We start from the raw sequence: 16317 nt of genomic DNA, 5'->3' as shown, positions 1-16317 counted from the left end.
CCGGCCGTTCCAAAGGCTCATGGCACCGCAGCCCGCAGGGCGGAGGTTTTCCAATGAAAGTTCTGGTGCTTGGCGGCTCCGGCTACATCGGCTCGCGGCTGTGCCAGATGCTGCAGGCCACGGGCTGGGCCATCCCCATCAGCGCGTCCTCCCGCGCCCCGCTGTCCGTGCCCGGCCATCTGCGGCTGGACACGCGCGACGAGCCGGCCCTGACGCGCGCGCTGCAGGAAGCCGACGCCGTGGTCAACTGCGTGGCCGGCAGTGCCGCGGCCATCGCCGAAGGCGCCGCCGTGCTGGCCCGCGCCGTGGTGGCGGCCGACTTCCCGCGGCTGGTGCATTTCAGCAGCATGGCCGTGTACGGCGACCGGGAAGGCCTGCTGGCCGAACAGGCCGCCGCCGGGGCGGCGCAGGGCTGGTACGCACGGGCCAAGTGCGATTCGGAACGCCACATCGCCACCGTGGCCGCGGCGGGCGGCAGCGCCACCGTGCTGCGGCCCGGCTGCGTCTGGGGGCCCGGCAGCCATCTGTGGGTCGGCCGCATCGCCCGCTGGCTGGCGGCCGGGCGCCTGGGTGACCTGGGCGAGGACGGCGACGGCTGGTCCAACCTGGTCCACGTGGACGACGTGTGCTCGGCGGTGGTGGCCGCGCTGCGCAAGCCGGTGCCGGCGGGGCAGGTGCGCACGCTGAACCTGGCGGGGCCGGACAGCCCGCGCTGGAACGACTACTTCGCCGACGTGGCCCTCGCCATCGGCGCGGAGCCCATGCGGCGGATGCGCCGTCAGCAGATGCGCGCCGACGCGTACCTGGCGGGCCCGCCGCTGCATGTCATACGGCGCGTGCTGGGCCGCCTCGGCCGGCCGGTCGCGGCCCTGCCCGATCCGCTGACACCGGGACTGCTGGGGCTGTGGCAGCGCCAGCAAAAGCTGGACGCCACCGCGGCCGAGCAGGTGCTGGGCCTGCGCTGGACGCCTTATGCCACCGGCCTGCGCCAGTCCATGGCCTGGCTGCTGACCGACGACAGCCTGCCGCTGCGCCGGCGGCCGGTGCTGCTGGGCGGCGATCGCTCCGGCCCGCGCCGCCACGGCCGGGTCGGCTTCTGATACGGGGGAACACAACAGCCGGAGGCATCCGGCTGTCCCCTTACCCGCCTTTCAGGCAGCGCTCCGGCAGACGGTCTTGCCTTCCTGGCGGAGCAGGTGGGCGGCCAGGTTGAGGGCCCGGGCCACGAACAGCGGGTTGCCGATGACGTAGCGCTGGAACAGGCGCCGCGGCTCCAGCGCCAGGCGGTAGGCCCACTCCAGGCCGGTGCGGCGCATCCAGGCCGGCGCGCGCGAAGTCTTGTTGCCCAGGAAATCGATGATGGCGCCGCCACAGATGATGAGGCAGGGAAAGCCCAGCGCGGCGCGCAGCACCTGCGCCACCTCCTCCTGCTTGGGCATGCCCATGCCCAGCACGATCAGGCGCGGCCGGTGCGCGGCGGCCACCCGCACGTAGACCGTGGTCTCGTGGAAGCCGTGCGCCAGCACGATGCGGCTGTCCGGCGCCAGCCGGGCCAGCACCGTGTCGCGGGCGGCCGAGAGCCAGGGCTCCTGGGTGCCGAACAGCGCGATCCCGCTGCCCCGGTAGCGCTGGAGGATCTTGGGGATCAGGTCCGTCCCGTTCAGGTTCAGCCCGGGGCGCTGGTTCAGCAGGCCCATGAGGATGGCCATGCCGATGCCGTCGCGCAGCACCACATTGGCCGACATGATGGCCCGGAAGAACCGGTCGGACACCGCCGCCGAGTTCATCGCGTGCGCGTTGACGAAGGCCAGCACCGTCGGCTCCTCCACCCGGGTCAGCCAGTCCAGCAGCTGCTGCTCGCCACGGCCGGAATGGACCCGGACCACGGCGCGCACCAGCTGCTTCCACCGGGGCTCCCAGGGGGCCGGCCGGGCGGCGCGTCCCATCATGCCTTGCCTGCGCCGTTGAGAACCGCCCCGACCACGGTCACGCCGAACTGGCGCAGCTCGTCGGTCAGGTCGGCGATGCGCGGCACCGAGCTGCTGTCGCGGCAGGCCACGATCAGCGCCGCGCCGGCGCGCGCCGCCACCGTGCTCGCGTCGGCGCAATCGGCGGCCGCGGGCGTATCCACCAGGATCACGTCGTAGGTGGAGCGCAGCGAGGACAGCAGCTTGGAGAAACCGCTGCGCGCCAGCAGCTCCTGCGGGTTGGGCGGGGTGGTGCCGGCGGGCAGCACCGACAGGCCGGGCACGGCCTTGATGTCGACCACCGCGTCGGCGCCCACGCGCCCGGCCAGGATGCCCGACAGGCCGACCCGCCCCGGCACGCCGAAGATGCGGTGCTGGCGCGGGCTGCGCAGATCGGCGTCGATCACCAGCGTGCGCTTGCCCAGCTGCGAGAACAGCACCGCCAGGTTGGCGGTGATGTAGCTGCGGCCCTCGGCCTTGCCGGGGCTGACCACCGCCAGCGCCGCATGGCGGGCGTCGTTCTCGAACCAGCGCAGCATCAGCTGGCTGCGCAGCGAGCGCAGGTGCTCGACGGCCGCGCTCTCCGGCTGCCAGGCGGCGACCAGCTCGCTGGACAGGCCGGCGTCGCGCGGCAGCGCGATGTGGCCGAACTGCAGCGACAGCGCCAGCCGCACGTCCTGCGGACTGATCAGGCCCATCTCGACCCCGGCCTCGCCGTACAGCTGGCCGGTCTTCTGCTGGTAGTCGTGGATGCGCTCGGCATCGTCGAACGAGAGCCGGCCGCTGTCGACCAGCAGCGCGCCGATCGGCAGCGCCGCCTGCCGCGGCAGGCCCACGCTGTACTCGGACTCGCGGGGCATCGCGAGGACACGGCTGTTCATAGTGAAATCTCCGTCTTGCACACTGCGGTATTCGGCTTGGAAGCGGCGGCGCTCATGCTGTACCCCCGTTGGACAGCGCCAGGCGGCGGCGCGAGGCCGGCAGGGCGGCGAACGCGGGCGTCGAGGCCGGCAGGCTGGCCAGCACCGGCAGCTGGGTGGCCATGGTGATGTCGTCGATGGAGCGCACGCGGCGGTTGGCCAGTTCCATCATCAGCGCGCCGGCGACGGCCAGCAGCAGGCCGGCGAGCGTGGCGACGATCAGGGCCTGCTTGGCGCTCGGGCCGCTGGGCTCCAGAGGCTCGACGGCGGACGCCAGCAGCATCAGGTTGGTCTGGGTGGTCAGCGCCTGCAGCCGCGACTTGGAAGCGTTGTTGGTGATGGCCTCGAAGTTGCGCTGCGCGGCCTCGACGTCCTTGTTCAGCAGGCCGAGCTGGCCCCGGTCCTTGTTGACGGCCAGCACCCGCGCCTTCTGGGCGGCCACCGCGGCCTGCAGCTCGCGCTCGCGGGCGCGGCCGGTTTCGTAGCTGGTGCTGATCGAGCTCGAGATGCGCGAGGTCTCCTGCCCCAGCCGGCTGCGCAGGGCAGCCAGCTCGGCCTGCATGCGCTGCATGGTGGGGTGCTGCGGGCCCAGGCTGGCCGAGCTGTCCTGCAGCTTGCCTTCCAGGCGGGCGATGTCGGTGCGCAGGCTGAGGACCAGCGGGCTCGCCATGGCCTCGGCGACGGTGTCACCGGCGGCGCCGCGCTTGCTCTGCGCGTCCGTGGTCTGGGCCTGCACCAGGGCCAGCTGGTTGGACAGCTCATTGAGCCGGGAGGTTTCGAAATCGACCTGCGCCGTCTCGTTGGCGCCGACGATCCCCTGGCGCTGCTGGAACTCGGACAGCTTCATCTGCGCCTGCTCGAGCTTGGCGCGCGCGGCCTTGACCTGCTCGTCGAACCAGGAGGCGTCGGCCTTGTGCGGTGCGGTCTTGATGTCCAGCGCGACATCCACGTAGGCCCGGGCGAAGGCGTTGGCGACCTTGGCGGCATCGGCGGCGGTGTTGGCGGTGTAGGAGATGTTGATGATGTTGCTCTCACGGGCCGGCTTGACCTCCAGGTTCTCCTGGATCGTCTTCATGCGCTCGCGACGCTCGGCCTGCGGATCGGCGGCGGCGCTGGTGCGCCGCAGCGGCGAGGTCGAGGCCGGCAGGTCGTCCTTGAGGATCTCCATGACACGCTCGGCGACGCGGTCGCTCTTGGCGATGTCGATCTGGGTCGCCATGTAGCTGGCGATCAGGCTCGGCGAGTAGCCGCCGCCGACGTTCTCGGACTGCACGTCGACCAGCACCGGCGCGCGCGCCGTGTAGTGGGTGGGGCGCAGCAGCACCCAGGCCAGGGCGGCGCCGATGGTGGCCAGCAGGATCAGGCCGGCGACCGGCCAGCGGGCGCGCAGGATGGAAAAGAATTGTTGAATACTCATGGCATCCGCCTCAGAACAGGCTCTCGCGAACGAACAGCACGTCGTTCGGCTGGATCGGGTCGGTCAGCTTGGGCACGGTCTGCACCACCTGTCCGTTGGGGCCGGCACGATGCAGGTGCAGGCGGTTCTGGCTGCCGCGCGGGGTCGGGCCGCCGCCGGCCGCCAGGGCCTGCATCACGGTCATGTTGCGCTCGACCTTGTACGGGCCGGGCTTCTGGGCCTCGCCGTAGATGTAGAACACCGGGGCCTTGGCCACGTACAGCGTGTCGCCGCCGGTCAGCTGGATGTCGTCTTCCGGCCGGGCGTTGGAGAACAGCTGCGGGATGTCGATGACCTTGCGGAACGGCTTGCCGGCGCGCGTGCCGGTCACCACCAGGGTGTCATCGCCGTCGGGCGTCACGCCGCCGGCGGCGGCCAGCATCTCGCTGGCCCGCACGTTGGCCGTCTCCAGCGGGAAACGGCCGGGTTTCTGGACCTGCCCGAGCACGGCGACCTGGTTGCCGCGCACCTGGAGCAGGTTGATGTTGACCTGGGGCTGCTTGAGGTAGCCGCCCTGCTGCAGGGCGGAGGCGATGCGCTTCTCGGCCTCGCCGATCGACAGCCCGCCCAGCCGCATGTTGCCCACCAGGGGGTAGCTGATGGTGCCGTTCTCCGACACACGCGCCTCCACCGTCAGGTCCGGGTTCTGGAATACCTGGACCCGGATCGAATCGCCCGGGCCCAGCTTGTACTCGGGCCCGACCGACGCCGCGGCGGCGGACGGCGCGGACGGTGCGGACTGTGCCCGTGCGCCCTGGGCCGACGCGAGCGCGGCCCACAGCGCGACGGCGACTGACAGCAAGAGGCGTAGTGTGTTGGACATGGCAAATCTCCCTGGATTGACAATGAAGCTAACCGGTCATGGCGAGCTCATCTCCTTTTTCAGAAGGTGAGCTTGGCGCCGACGCCGACGATGGTGGCGTCGTAATCGAAGAAGGCGATGCTGGAGTTGCGGCGCTCGGCGCGCAGCGACGCCTGGAGCGTCAGGAAGCGCCGCGGCGTCCACTCCACCATGGCCGAGCTGTAGTGCGTCGTGTCGCTGCGGGCGGCGTCCGGCGAGGCGGGGCCGACGTTCCAGTCCCGCTCCTCGCGCTCGTAGCGCAGGCTGACGGTGACCAGCTCGGTGGGCATCCACATCGGCCCGACGTACAGGCGGTTGGTGCGCACATTGCCGCCGCCGATGAACTCGTAGCTGCCGATCTCGCGCGCGAAGCCGCCCGTCAGGCGGGTCTTGGCGGTGATGTCCCAGTACGCGTTGGCGTTGAAGACGCCGCCGCTGAAGTCGCGGAATCCCCCGCCGTCGTCGTGCTCGCGCCGCAGGTAGCCCACGCGCGCGTCCACCGTGGTCTTGGCCGTGACGGGCCAGCGCACGACGATGTCGGGCTCGGTCTCCTTGAAGTCCTGGCCGACCACCACGTTGTCGTACTCGCCCGTGCCGTAGCGGTAGCGCACGTACACCGAGGCGCCGGAGCCGAACTCGTAGCCGCCGCCGACGCGCGCGCTGCGCACCGTGGGGCTGGACTCGAAGGCACGCGGCTCGTCGCTCCTGCTGCGCGTCTGCAGCAGCCCGCCCACCGCGCGCCAGCCGCCGCCGATCTCGTACAGGCCCTGCACCTGCTCGGTGCGCTCGGTGCGCAGGTCGACGGCGCTGCCGCCGCCCAGCGCGTCCACGACATCGCGGAACTGGCGCCGGTCGGCCGACACCGTGCCGCGCAGGCGCGGGGTCAGCGAGAAGTTCCAGGCGGCGTTGTAGTTCAGGGTCTCGTAGTTCAGCTCCGAGAAATCCCGGTGGCGGTAGGCATTGGCCTCGGCATCGATGGTGATGCGCTGCAGGCTGATCTGCTTGTCGAACCTGATGCCGGCGCCCAGCACCCCAACCTGGTCCGACTCGCCGTCGCGCGTGCGCAGCACGTTGGAGTCGTGCTGCAGGCCGGCCAGCGCCCGGAACTGCAGCGTGTCGCCCGCATAGGGCTCCTGGTACTGCAACTGTGCTTGGACGGCAGCCGGCAGCACGCACAGCGCGGCCAGGCCGATGAGGGATTGCTTAGGCAGTTTCTTCACTTTTTTTCCTTGTCTGGGATACGCATCCGGCGCTCTCCTTGCGAATGCGCGGAGCAGACGTATCCGGTTTTCGATGGTGGGCGATGCACATACGCTCCAGCAATGGCTCATTTGGACTACCGCCCCGCTAGTAGGCCGCGCTGTCCCTGAAGACCAATCGCACGGTCCGGAAAATTATGTACAAGTCCAGCCGGATAGACCAGTTGCGCAGGTAGTCCAGGTCATAGCGGACGCGCCCTTCCATCTTCTCGAGCGAGTCGGTCTCGCCCCTGTAGCCGTTCACCTGGGCCCAGCCGGTAATGCCGGGTTTGACCTTATGGCGAATCATGTAGCTCTTGATCAGCGAGCGGTAGAACTCGTTGTGGGCCACCGCGTGCGGCCGCGGCCCGACGATGCTCATGCGCCCCTGCAGCACGTTGATGAACTGAGGCAGCTCATCCATGGAGGTACGGCGCAAGAAGGCGCCCAGCCGCGTGACACGCTGGTCGTTGCGGCGCGCCTGCTGGATGCTGCTGCCGTCCTCGGTGACGGTCATGGAGCGGAACTTGTAGACCACGATCTCCTGGCCGTCCAGGCCGTAGCGGCGCTGACGGAAGATCACCGGGCCGGGCGAGCCGAGCTTGACGGCAGCGGCGATCGCCAGCAGCAGCGGCGACAGCAGCAGCAGGATCAGCGCCGACAGCACGATGTCGCTGGCGCGCTTCATCAGGCCGGCGTGCCCGCGGAACGGGGTCTCGCACACCGAGATCACCGGCATGCCGCAGACCGAGTCGGTGCGGCCCTGGATCAGGTCGGTCACGAACATGTCGGGCACGAAGTACACCGAAGCCGTGGTGTCCTTCAGCGCATCCAGCAGTTCCTTGATGCGCGGCTGCGAAGCCATCGGCAGCGACAGGTAGATCAGCTGGACGCGGTGCGTCTTGACGAAGGCCGCCACGTCGGTCAGGCGGCCCAGCAGCTTGTAGCGCCCGCTGCGATGGTGGCGGCCGTCGCCCCGGTCGTCGAAGTAGCCGACCAGCTCGATGCCGGCGTACGCCGAGGAGGTCAGCCGGTCGGCCAGCGAGGCGCCCTGCTCGTTCAGGCCGACCACCACGGCGCGCAGCGGCGGGCCTTGCAGGCGGACCAGGTGCGGGGCCGCCTTGCGCAGCGCCCAGTGGCCCAGCAGCTGGGAAGCCGGCGCGAACCACAGCCAGTTCATGATCACCGGCCGGGGCAGCTCGCCCAGGTGCCCGGTCGCCAGCCCGGTCGCCAGCAACAGCGCGGCGATCCAGCTCCAGCCCAGCAGGGTGTTGGCGACCACCTTGTGCGCCGGCGCGCGCAACTGCGGGCGGCCCGGGTAGGCCAGCGCGAAGGCCAGCACCGAGGTGACCAGCCAGACCGGCGTGAGCGCACCCTGGAACAGCCACACCAGCAGCCACAGCGACAGCACCGCCAGCAGCGGCTCGAGCACGGCCTCCACGGCCAGCAGCAGGCGGCTCTCGTTGGCCGCCGTCGCGCCTCGCCTCAACTCGGCGATGCTGCCCAGGCCCGGGAAGGACTCGGCTTCACGCATGGGTCGCCATCCGCGTCAGCTTGGCCACGGCCTGGGCCCGGTTGGTCACGTCCAGCTTGCTGAAGATGCTCTTCATGTGGTTCTTCACCGTGAACTCGCTGATCCGCAGGATGCAGCCGATCTCGGGATTGGTCTTGCCCATGGCGACCCAGGCCATGATCTGCCGTTCGCGCTCGCTCAGCGACGCCACCGGCAATGTCAGCTTCTCGCCCGACAGGGAGGCGCGTTCGCCGTGCACCGGCCGGGCCGGCACGGGCGGCATGCAGCGCAGCGACAGGTCGACGAAAGGCACCAGCAGCCGCAGCATGGAGGCCGCCGCCGCGTCGTAGCGCGGCCGTCGGCTGAGCATGGCGAAGATGCGCTCGGTGCCGTCGCCGGCCTCCTGCATGCCGTGGACCAGCGCCGACTGCATGCCGGCGATCGGGTGACCGGCCGGCCAGCCGGTGCCGGAATCGCCCAGCAGATCGGCGCACCCGGCCACGTCTACCTGGCAGGGCAGGTTCTGCGCGGCAACCCAGCAGTCGCGCAGGTAGCTGGCCAGCGGCGCGACCATGGAAGCCTGGCACTCGCTGGTGCGCAAGCCCGGCAGGCTGGACACCAGGTCGAACCGCAGATTGCGCGAACGGAAGTCGCCCCAGCACACCAGCAGGACATCGTGCGGCAGCAGCTTCTGCACGCCGCCCTGCAGCCATTGCCACAGGTCGGCATGGCTGGAAAGGCTGGCGCCCTGAGCCGCGAGTTGCATGAATTGGGCCGGGTCGGCCTGAAGAGTGGTTACTGCCGCGCTCATGCCCCTGCTCCTGCGATACACAAAAATACGGTTACTGCGTTACTGCCGGTTGAAGCGATGTTGCTGGCTTCACCGAAGTGCAACGCGGCGTGAATGGCATCTACATGCCTGCCGTCGCTGCCTGCGCCCTTCCCCCGCCTCGAAAAACTTCTTTGAACCATGGCTTGGAGTCCCATTCCGCTTGTTGTCTGCCGAGTCAAATCTAGGCGCGATGTTGGGGCACAGACCCGCGACGGGCTTGTAGGTTGCGGACGGACACGGTTGTCGGCATCTATGCCGCTTGTGCCTCAGCCTTAATGCACGTCCTTGGCGTAAATGCATGTGACGATGAGGCACAGGACGTCACTACTGCAGAGACTGCCTGGTTTCCCGGCAATCCGGCCATGCCAAACCGGCCCGGGCAGCAAGCAACGGGGCGGTCAAGGCAGGGGAATTCCTGCCCCCATGGCAAGCTGCACTGGCAGAGGCGGCAACGCCGCTTTCAGAAGCGCGGCAGGTCGTGCAGCCGCCGGCCGGGCGACTCCTCGGCCAGGGCCAGGGTTTCGACGCCCTCCGCCAGGACGTCGACCTTGACCTCCGGCCCCGGCGCCCAGCCGCCGTCCTCGTCGGGGAAGAGCGTGATGACGGTGTCGCCTTCGACCAGGTGGTCCACCACCTCGTTCACCCGCGTGGGGGCCGGCAGGACGTCCCACCTGGCGTGGGCGGCGTCCACCAGTCCCATCATGGCTTCGACGATATGGGCCCCCGCGTAGCGCAACGCAGTGATGCCAAAGGTCGCTCTTTCGGTCATGCGCGCATTGTGGTGACCGCCCCCACCCTGCGGATCAGGCAAACACGATAACCCGCGTGGGAAGGTGCCTACGGTTGCGCCTTACACTGCGCCGCCGTGAGCCCTCCCGCGCCCCTCCCCTCGTCCGAGCCGCCGCTGGGCAAGGCCCATGCGCGCCGGCTGCGCCAGATCTACGGCTCGGCCGGCTGGCCGTGCCACGACGCGATCGAGATCGACCTGCTGGCCGCGGGCATGCTGCAGCGGGTGCTGGCCGCCTCGGGGCACGAATCGCTGCGTGTCACGGACGACGGCATGCGCCTGGTGGCCGCCATGCTCCAGGGCAACCGGGCCTCGCGATCGCAGCACGAGGCCCTGGTGGAGGAGGTCGCCCTGGAGATGCAGCGCTGCGGCCGCATCGCCTGGCGCGGCCTGGGCCTGCGGGCCCAGGTGCCCGCCGAAGGCGGCACGCGCTGGTGCATGGCCCGGCCCGACGTGTTCTCCATCCGCAACACCTCGGTGGCCGAGTACGTCGAGCCCGTCGTGCACGAGATCAAGGTGCGGCGCTCCGACCTGCTGGCCGACCTGGGCCGGATCGACAAGCGCCGCGCCTACCTCGACCTGGGCCAGTGCTGGTACGTGCTGGGGCACGACGCCCGCGGCCGGCCGATCGGCGACGCGGGCGAGGTGCCGCCGGAGTGCGGCGTCATGCTGTGGGAACAGGGCCGGCTGCGGGTGGTCCGGCTGGCGCCTCGCCGGGAGCGCGCGGCGCTGCCTTTCGGCGTGTGGATGGCGCTGGCCAAGGCCACGCCGGTGGCGGGGCTGGACGAGGAGACGCAGCCGCTGCTGGCCATCACCCAGGAGTGCCAGGGCGGCCACTGAGCGGGCCGCCGCCGGCCTCACATCGGCGGCGGCTTGGCGCCAGGGCGGGGATCTTCCGGTTCCGCGGGCGAGCCCATGGGACCGAACTCCGGCTCCACCGGCAGGCGGGTGGGATTGGGCGCGGCCGGCTCGGGCCCCGGCGGCAGCGGCTCGGGCTCGACGGGATGGGTGGACACGGCAGCCTCAGAAATCGCTTTTGGCCGCCAGCGCCAGCTGCGGCGGCGCTGGCTCGGGCGCGACACCCTCATCCTGAGCGGCAGGTGGCGCGAAGCCGTCGTCCAGCCGTTCGGGCGCGGGCTCGGCGGCGTGGAGGCTCGGATCGATGTCGTAGGGGATCATTCAACATCCTTTCCGGGCCATGCTCGCACCGGCACCGCGGCCGCCCCTGTAGTCGCAAGCCGCCTGGGCGCGTCAGCTGCTTTCTTCGCTTTCCTCGGTCGTCCGGCGGGCTTCGCGGCGCACCACGGTACTGGGCTCGTGGGTGAACGGAAGCTTGGGCAGGCCGATGAGGGTCTGGAGATGGGCATGCGCCCGGTCCATGTCGGCGCCGATCATGGCGAGCGCGACCTCGTGACCGGGCTCGTTCTTGGCGATCTCCAGGTAGGCGGCGCGGAACCGCTGGTAGTCCGCCTCGGCACGCGCCACTTCCTGCTGCGCGGCCACGATCTTCGCGTACTCGGACCGGCTATAGCGCATGGCGAATTCCCGCTGCTCCTGTGCAAGTCATGGGCCCATGCTAGGCAGGGCCCTGCGCGGCGTGTGTAGGCGAAGTGAAACAAAGGTGGCGCGGAGCTAACAGAGGCGCCATCGCCTGGCACAGGCTCGGCCCCGACCATGGCGAAGGAGAAAGCGGGAACGGAAATGAAAAGGCGCCATGCGGTGGAACCTGCATAGCGCCTCGTGTCTGTGGCGGAGTGGACGGGACTCGAACCCGCGACCCCCGGCGTGACAGGCCGGTATTCTAACCAACTGAACTACCACTCCGCGTCGTGCAGCGTCCGCTCTTGCGAGCCAAGTGCTGCGGCTTGAAAAAACCGGCCGGCTTGCGCCGGCCGGTGTGCCCAATCAACTTGCGTCAACTTGGCGACCCTACGGGGATTCGAACCCCGGTACTTACCGTGAAAGGGTAATGTCCTAGGCCTCTAGACGATAGGGTCAAAACCTTGGAACTCCGTCCCGACGCACTTTGGTGGAGGTAAGCGGGATCGAACCGCTGACCTCTTGCATGCCATGCAAGCGCTCTCCCAGCTGAGCTATACCCCCCGTCTGGCGTCGAGCCTTGAATTATAGACCGAATTTCAGCCGTTCGACAGCCGGCGCACGACTTCGTCGCGCAGGCTCAATTCCAGCACCGCATCCAGCGACGGCGTCTGCGGCGTGCCCAGCACCAGCACACGCACCGGCATGGCCAGTTGCGGCATCTTCAGCCCGGTGGCGCGCAGCACCTCCCTGATCGCCTCGGCGATGGCGCCCTTTTCCCAGGGTACGCCTTCGAGCATCTTGGCCAGCATGCTCAGGGCCGGGCGCACGCCTTCGGTGATGTGCCTGTCCAGGTCTTGCGCGGCCGGCTGCACCGGCGAGTAGAAACGCACGGCCCAGTCGGCCAGCGCCACGGTGGTGTCGCAGCGGTCCTTGAACAGGCCGCAGATCGGCGCCAGCCTCGCATCGGGCTGGATGCCGCGCTCGCGCAGCCGCGGCGCGACCAGGTCGGCCAGCTGCGTATCGGGCATGGCCTTCATGTGCTGGGCGTTGACCCAGCGCAGCTTGGCCTCGTCGAACTGCGCGGCGCTCCTGCCCAGGTGGTCCAGGTCGAACCACTGCAGGAACTGCTCGCGGCTGAAGATCTCGTCGTCGCCATGCGACCAGCCCAGGCGCGCCAGGTAGTTGACGACGGCGTCGGCCAGGAAGCCCTCGTCGCGGAACTGCGTCACCGGCTTGGCGCCGTTGCGCTTGCTCATCTTCTCGCCCTGCTCGTTCAGCACGGTGGGCAGGTGCGCGTACACCGGCGGCTCCTGGCCCAGGGCACGGAAGATGTTGATCTGGCGCGGCGTGTTGTTCACGTGGTCGTCGCCGCGGATCACGTGCGTGATGCGCATGTCGATGTCGTCCACCACCACGCAGAAGTTGTACGTGGGCGTGCCGTCGGGCCGGGCGATCACCAGGTCGTCCAGCTCCTCGTTGCTGATCTCGATGCGGCCCTTGACCTTGTCGTCCCACACCACCGGGCCGCCGGCCGGGTTCCTGAAGCGCCACACCGGCTGCACGCCCTCGGGCACGGGCGGCAGCGCCTTGCCCGGCTCGGGCCGCCAGGTGCCGTCGTAGCGCGGCTTCTCCTTGTTGGCCATCTGCCGCTCGCGCAGCTGGTCCAGCTCCTGCACGCTCATGTAGCAGGGGTAGACCAGGCCCTTGGCGCGCATCTGCGCCACCACCTCCTTGTAGCGGTCCATGCGCTGCATCTGGTAGTAGGGGCCCTCGTCCGGGTCCAGCCCCAGCCAGGCCATGCCCTCGAGGATGACGTCGACGGCCGCCTGCGAGGAGCGCTCCACGTCGGTGTCCTCGATGCGCAGGATGAAGGTGCCGCCCTGCGAGCGGGCGAAGGCCCAGGGGTACAGGGCCGAGCGGATGTTGCCCAGGTGGATGAAGCCGGTGGGCGACGGCGCGAAACGGGTGCGAACTTTCACAGCAGGTCCAGGCCGCGTGCGAGGTCGGCCTTCAAGTCGTCGAGGTGTTCCAGGCCCACGGCCACGCGGATCAGGTTCTGGCGGATGCCCGCCTCCAGCCGCTGCTGCTCCGTCAACCGCCCATGGGAGGTGCTGGCCGGCTGGGTGATGATGGACTTCACGTCGCCCAGGTTGGCGGTGATGGACAGCAGCTGCGTGGCGTCGATGACGCGGAAGGCGTTGCGCCGCCCCTCGTCTGCGCCCTGGCCCTTCACGTCGAAGGACAGCACGGCGCCGCCGCGGCCGGACTGCTGCGCCATCGCCAGCCCGTGCTGGGGGTGGCTGGCCAGGCCCGGGTAGTACACCCGCTCCACCTTGGGATGGGCCTCCAGCCAGCGCGCCAGCTCCAGCGCGCGCAGCGACTGCGCCTCCATGCGGATGCCCAGCGTCTCCAGCCCCTTGAGCACCACCCAGGCATTGAACGGCGACAGCGTGATGCCGGCACTGCGCATCACCGGGATGAACTTCTCCTTGACCAGCGACTGGCTGGCGCACAGCGCCCCGGCGATCACGCGGCCCTGGCCGTCCAGGTACTTGGTGCCCGAATGCACCACGATGTCGGCACCCAGCTTGACGGGCTGCTGCAGCGCGGGCGTGCAGAAGCAGTTGTCCACGGCCAGCAGCGCGCCGGCCTCGTGCGCCAGGTCGGCCAGCGCGCGGATGTCGCACACCTCGGTCAGCGGGTTGGTGGGCGTCTCGGCGAACAGCAGCCGGGTGCCGGGACGGATCGCAGCCTTCCACTCGCCGATGTCGGTCTGCGACACGAAGCTGGTCTGCACCCCGAACTTGCCGAACTCGCCGGCCAGCAGCTTGATGGTGGAGCCGAACACCGAGCGCGAGCACACCACGTGGTCGCCGGCCTTGAGCAGGCCCATGCACAGCAGCAGGATGGCGCCCATGCCGCTGGCCGCGGCGATGCAGGACTCCATGCCCTCCAGCGCGGCCAGGCGCTTTTCCATGCTGGCCACCGTGGGGTTGGTAAAGCGCGAGTAGATGTAGCCCTCTTCCTCGCCCGCGAAGCGCCGCGCCGAGGTTTCGCTGTCGGGCTGGGTGAAGCTGGAGCTGAGGTACAAGGCCTCGGAGTTCTCGCCGTACTGGCTCTTGTCCACGGCGGCGCGCACCGCCAGCGTGTCCAGGTGCAGCCCCTCGGGCAATGGCTTGCTGCGGCTCATGGTCATGCGTCCTGCGCGTTGGGCAGGGCCAGGCGCGAGGTGTCCTCGTCCAGCGGATCCTCCTGGCCGATGCGCGCCTCGTTGATGCGGGCGATGTCGTCGGGGTTGATGTCGCCGGTGACGTACACGCCGTCGAAGCAGGAAGCGTCGAAACCGCTGATCGGCACCGCGCCCGCCGCGCCCGGTGCGGCCTTCATGACCGCGCGCTTCATGCCTTCCACGTCCTGGTAGATCAGCGCGTCGCAGCCGATGATCTGGCGCACCTCCTCGACCGTGCGGCCGTAGGCCACGAGCTCGCCGGCAGTGGGCATGTCGATGCCGTAGACGTTGGGGAAGCGCACCGGCGGCGCGGCGCTGGCCAGGTACACCTTCCTGGCGCCGGCGTCGCGCGCCATCTGCACGATCTCGCGGCTGGTGGTGCCGCGCACGATGGAGTCGTCCACCAGCAGCACGTTGCGGTCCTTGAACTCGCTGGCGATCACGTTGAGCTTCTGGCGCACCGACTTCTTGCGCACGCTCTGGCCCGGCATGATGAAGGTGCGGCCCACGTAGCGGTTCTTCACGAAGCCTTCGCGGTAGGGCACGCCCAGCAGGTGCGCCAGCTGCGTGGCGCTGGGCCGGCTCGATTCGGGGATGGGGATGATGACGTCGATCTCGCTGGGCGGCACGGTGGAGACCACGCGCTTGGCCAGGGTCTCGCCCAGGTTGAGCCGCGCCTGGTACACCGAGATGCCGTCCAGCACGGAATCGGGCCGGGCCAGGTAGATGTACTCGAAGATGCAGGGGTTGAGCCTGGGTTCCTGCGCGCACTGGCGCGCATGCAGCCGGCCCTCCAGGTCGATGAAGACCGCCTCGCCCGGCGCCACGTGCCGCTCGAAGGCATGGCCGGTGCCCTCCAGCGCCACCGACTCGCTGGCCACCATCACCGTGCCGTCCTTGCCGCGGCCCAGGGACAGCGGCCGGATGCCGTACGGGTCGCGGAAGGCCAGCACGCCATGGCCGGCGATCAGCGCGATCACGGCATAGGAGCCGCGCACGCGGCGGTGCACGTTGCGCACCGCGGTGAACACGTCCTCCGGCTGCAGCGGAACGCCCCGGGTGGAACGCTCCAGCTCGTGCGCGAACACGTTGAGCAGGACCTCCGAATCGCTTTCGGTGTTGATGTGGCGGTGGTCGGTGGAGAACAGCTCGGCCTTGAGCGCGTGGGCATTGGTCAGGTTGCCGTTGTGCACCAGCACGATGCCGAAGGGCGCGTTGACGTAGAACGGCTGCGCCTCCTCCTCGCTGTAGGCATTGCCGGCGGTGGGATAGCGCACCTGCCCCAGGCCGGCGCTGCCCGGCAGCGCGCGCATGTTGCGCGTGCGGAACACGTCGCGCACCATGCCCTTGGCCTTGTGCATGAAGAACTTGCGCTCCTGCTGCGTGACGATGCCCGCCGCATCCTGGCCACGGTGCTGCAGCAGCAGCAGCGCGTCATAGATCAGCTGGTTGACTGGGGCGCTGCTGACAACGCCGACGATTCCACACATGCGTCTATCCCGGAAGGTACTGGCCCAGCGGCTGGGGCAATACCGGTTTCAAACCCTGCAGCGCCACGGTCGCAACCGCGGCGCCCACCGACTCCGTCCACCACCCCGCGGCCTTCAGCGGCGTGAGCAGCACCACCAGCGCCACCGCCAGCGCCAGCACCGCGCCGCGCACCAGGCCGAACATGGCGCCCAGCGCACGGTCCGCCGGCCGCAGGCCCGCCACCTCGACCAGCTTTCTGGCCGCCCAGGCCAGCAGGCCGGCCGCGAACACGGTGCCGGCGAAGGCCAGCGCGAACCCGGCGCCGTAGCGCAGCGCCTCGCCCGCGCGTCCCATCGGCAGCCAGCCGCCCACCTGGGGCGCCAGCCATTGTGCAAGCACGAAGGCGCCTATCCAGCCCAGCACCGACAGCAGCTCGTACATCAGGCCGCGCCAGGCGCCCAGCAGCACCGAGGCCACCAGCGCGGTTGCGAACACCCAGTCGAGCGCGGCCATCGGCGAGCG

The 16317-nt window shown here is 69.8% G+C and carries 17 protein-coding genes and 3 tRNA genes; 2 read left to right on the top strand and 18 right to left on the bottom strand.

The genetic code is table 11. The annotated features are described in order from the left end of the window. Positions 1 to 53 precede the first annotated feature (53 nt). On the top strand, positions 54 to 1100 hold the full coding sequence (locus tag RTA_RS05555; RefSeq protein ID WP_013900401.1) for an NAD-dependent epimerase/dehydratase family protein: 1047 nt from the start codon (positions 54 to 56) through the stop codon (positions 1098 to 1100). A gap of 51 nt (positions 1101 to 1151) precedes the next feature. On the opposite strand, the gene RTA_RS05550 is transcribed toward RTA_RS05555, so the two are convergent. The 8 genes from RTA_RS05550 to RTA_RS05515 form a co-directional block, all read right to left on the bottom strand. Then, a complete protein-coding gene (locus RTA_RS05550) occupies positions 1152 to 1949 on the bottom strand; it encodes a WecB/TagA/CpsF family glycosyltransferase (RefSeq protein ID WP_143762903.1) in 798 nt (265 codons plus the stop codon). Beyond that, the gene (gene epsG, locus RTA_RS05545) at positions 1946 to 2848 is read right to left on the bottom strand and encodes a chain length determinant protein tyrosine kinase EpsG (RefSeq protein ID WP_013900399.1); all 903 of its coding nucleotides are present in this window, start codon (positions 2846 to 2848) and stop codon (positions 1946 to 1948) included. The genes RTA_RS05550 and epsG overlap by 4 nt, the downstream gene beginning before the upstream one ends. Before the next feature lie 52 nt (positions 2849 to 2900). Further along, positions 2901 to 4304 (bottom strand): chain length determinant protein EpsF, encoded by a 1404-nt coding sequence (gene epsF, locus RTA_RS05540; RefSeq protein ID WP_013900398.1) that lies wholly within the window; start codon positions 4302 to 4304, stop codon positions 2901 to 2903. 10 nt (positions 4305 to 4314) lie between these two features. Beyond that, on the bottom strand, positions 4315 to 5166 hold the full coding sequence (epsE, locus tag RTA_RS05535; RefSeq protein WP_013900397.1) for a polysaccharide export protein EpsE: 852 nt from the start codon (positions 5164 to 5166) through the stop codon (positions 4315 to 4317). Between the two features lie 59 nt (positions 5167 to 5225). Beyond that, positions 5226 to 6404: an XrtB/PEP-CTERM-associated polysaccharide biosynthesis outer membrane protein EpsL gene (epsL, locus tag RTA_RS05530; RefSeq protein WP_013900396.1), complete on the bottom strand. Its 1179-nt coding sequence runs from the start codon at positions 6402 to 6404 to the stop codon at positions 5226 to 5228. 127 nt (positions 6405 to 6531) lie between these two features. After that, a complete protein-coding gene (locus tag RTA_RS05525; protein ID WP_013900395.1) occupies positions 6532 to 7956 on the bottom strand; it encodes an undecaprenyl-phosphate glucose phosphotransferase in 1425 nt (474 codons plus the stop codon). Next, on the bottom strand, positions 7949 to 8701 hold the full coding sequence (gene epsA, locus RTA_RS05520) for an XrtB/PEP-CTERM-associated transcriptional regulator EpsA (RefSeq protein ID WP_049871225.1): 753 nt from the start codon (positions 8699 to 8701) through the stop codon (positions 7949 to 7951). Before epsA ends, RTA_RS05525 begins: the two co-directional genes overlap by 8 nt. Before the next feature lie 526 nt (positions 8702 to 9227). Further along, complete coding sequence (locus RTA_RS05515) at positions 9228 to 9536, bottom strand: hypothetical protein (RefSeq protein ID WP_143762902.1); 309 nt, start codon at positions 9534 to 9536, stop codon at positions 9228 to 9230. Positions 9537 to 9632: 96 nt separating this feature from the next. Between RTA_RS05515 and RTA_RS05510 the strand changes: the two genes are divergently transcribed. Next, entirely contained in the window at positions 9633 to 10394 is a 762-nt protein-coding gene (locus RTA_RS05510; RefSeq protein WP_013900392.1) for a hypothetical protein, read from the top strand. A 17-nt stretch (positions 10395 to 10411) separates the two neighbouring features. Here RTA_RS05510 and RTA_RS20925 read toward each other — a convergent pair whose 3' ends face one another. From RTA_RS20925 to RTA_RS05470, 10 genes are all read right to left on the bottom strand, one after another. Further along, entirely contained in the window at positions 10412 to 10570 is a 159-nt protein-coding gene (locus RTA_RS20925; protein WP_158307819.1) for a hypothetical protein, read from the bottom strand. Between the two features lie 7 nt (positions 10571 to 10577). Further along, a complete protein-coding gene (locus RTA_RS20920) occupies positions 10578 to 10733 on the bottom strand; it encodes a hypothetical protein (RefSeq protein ID WP_013900391.1) in 156 nt (51 codons plus the stop codon). A 72-nt stretch (positions 10734 to 10805) separates the two neighbouring features. Beyond that, entirely contained in the window at positions 10806 to 11090 is a 285-nt protein-coding gene (locus RTA_RS05505) for a hypothetical protein (RefSeq protein WP_013900390.1), read from the bottom strand. Between the two features lie 211 nt (positions 11091 to 11301). Further along, positions 11302 to 11378, bottom strand: a tRNA-Asp gene (locus tag RTA_RS05500). Between the two features lie 97 nt (positions 11379 to 11475). Further along, positions 11476 to 11551 (bottom strand) — tRNA-Glu (locus RTA_RS05495). A 30-nt stretch (positions 11552 to 11581) separates the two neighbouring features. Then, positions 11582 to 11657: transfer RNA gene (locus RTA_RS05490), tRNA-Ala, on the bottom strand. A gap of 35 nt (positions 11658 to 11692) precedes the next feature. Further along, a complete protein-coding gene (gene gltX / locus RTA_RS05485) occupies positions 11693 to 13075 on the bottom strand; it encodes a glutamate--tRNA ligase (RefSeq protein ID WP_013900389.1) in 1383 nt (460 codons plus the stop codon). After that, positions 13072 to 14286: an O-succinylhomoserine sulfhydrylase gene (locus RTA_RS05480; RefSeq protein ID WP_013900388.1), complete on the bottom strand. Its 1215-nt coding sequence runs from the start codon at positions 14284 to 14286 to the stop codon at positions 13072 to 13074. The genes gltX and RTA_RS05480 overlap by 4 nt, the downstream gene beginning before the upstream one ends. Positions 14287 to 14288: 2 nt before the next feature. Continuing rightward, entirely contained in the window at positions 14289 to 15815 is a 1527-nt protein-coding gene (gene purF / locus RTA_RS05475) for an amidophosphoribosyltransferase (protein ID WP_013900387.1), read from the bottom strand. Positions 15816 to 15819: 4 nt separating this feature from the next. After that, positions 15820 to 16308, bottom strand: coding sequence for a CvpA family protein (locus RTA_RS05470; RefSeq protein ID WP_013900386.1), 489 nt, complete (start codon positions 16306 to 16308; stop codon positions 15820 to 15822). Positions 16309 to 16317: the final 9 nt, after the last annotated feature.

It is taken from the genome of Ramlibacter tataouinensis TTB310, from assembly GCF_000215705.1.
Lineage (GTDB): Bacteria > Pseudomonadota > Gammaproteobacteria > Burkholderiales > Burkholderiaceae_C > Ramlibacter > Ramlibacter tataouinensis.
This window is presented reverse-complemented; position numbering and strand designations above follow the sequence as displayed.

Bases quoted from the DNA above. Each gene is read 5' to 3' on its own strand.
- RTA_RS05515 (WP_143762902.1), bottom strand. From the start codon at position 9,536: ATGACCGAAAGAGCGACCTTTGGCATCACTGCGTTGCGCTACGCGGGG.
- purF (WP_013900387.1), bottom strand. From the start codon at position 15,815: ATGTGTGGAATCGTCGGCGTTGTCAGCAGCGCCCCAGTCAACCAGCTG.
- RTA_RS20920 (WP_013900391.1), bottom strand. From the start codon at position 10,733: ATGATCCCCTACGACATCGATCCGAGCCTCCACGCCGCCGAGCCCGCG.
- RTA_RS05505 (WP_013900390.1), bottom strand. From the start codon at position 11,090: ATGCGCTATAGCCGGTCCGAGTACGCGAAGATCGTGGCCGCGCAGCAG.
- RTA_RS05555 (WP_013900401.1), top strand. From the start codon at position 54: ATGAAAGTTCTGGTGCTTGGCGGCTCCGGCTACATCGGCTCGCGGCTG.
- RTA_RS05480 (WP_013900388.1), bottom strand. From the start codon at position 14,286: ATGAGCCGCAGCAAGCCATTGCCCGAGGGGCTGCACCTGGACACGCTG.
- RTA_RS05470 (WP_013900386.1), bottom strand. From the start codon at position 16,308: ATGGCCGCGCTCGACTGGGTGTTCGCAACCGCGCTGGTGGCCTCGGTG.
- epsG (WP_013900399.1), bottom strand. From the start codon at position 2,848: ATGAACAGCCGTGTCCTCGCGATGCCCCGCGAGTCCGAGTACAGCGTG.
- epsA (WP_049871225.1), bottom strand. From the start codon at position 8,701: ATGCAACTCGCGGCTCAGGGCGCCAGCCTTTCCAGCCATGCCGACCTG.
- epsF (WP_013900398.1), bottom strand. From the start codon at position 4,304: ATGAGTATTCAACAATTCTTTTCCATCCTGCGCGCCCGCTGGCCGGTC.
- epsE (WP_013900397.1), bottom strand. From the start codon at position 5,166: ATGTCCAACACACTACGCCTCTTGCTGTCAGTCGCCGTCGCGCTGTGG.
- RTA_RS05550 (WP_143762903.1), bottom strand. From the start codon at position 1,949: ATGATGGGACGCGCCGCCCGGCCGGCCCCCTGGGAGCCCCGGTGGAAG.
- RTA_RS05525 (WP_013900395.1), bottom strand. From the start codon at position 7,956: ATGCGTGAAGCCGAGTCCTTCCCGGGCCTGGGCAGCATCGCCGAGTTG.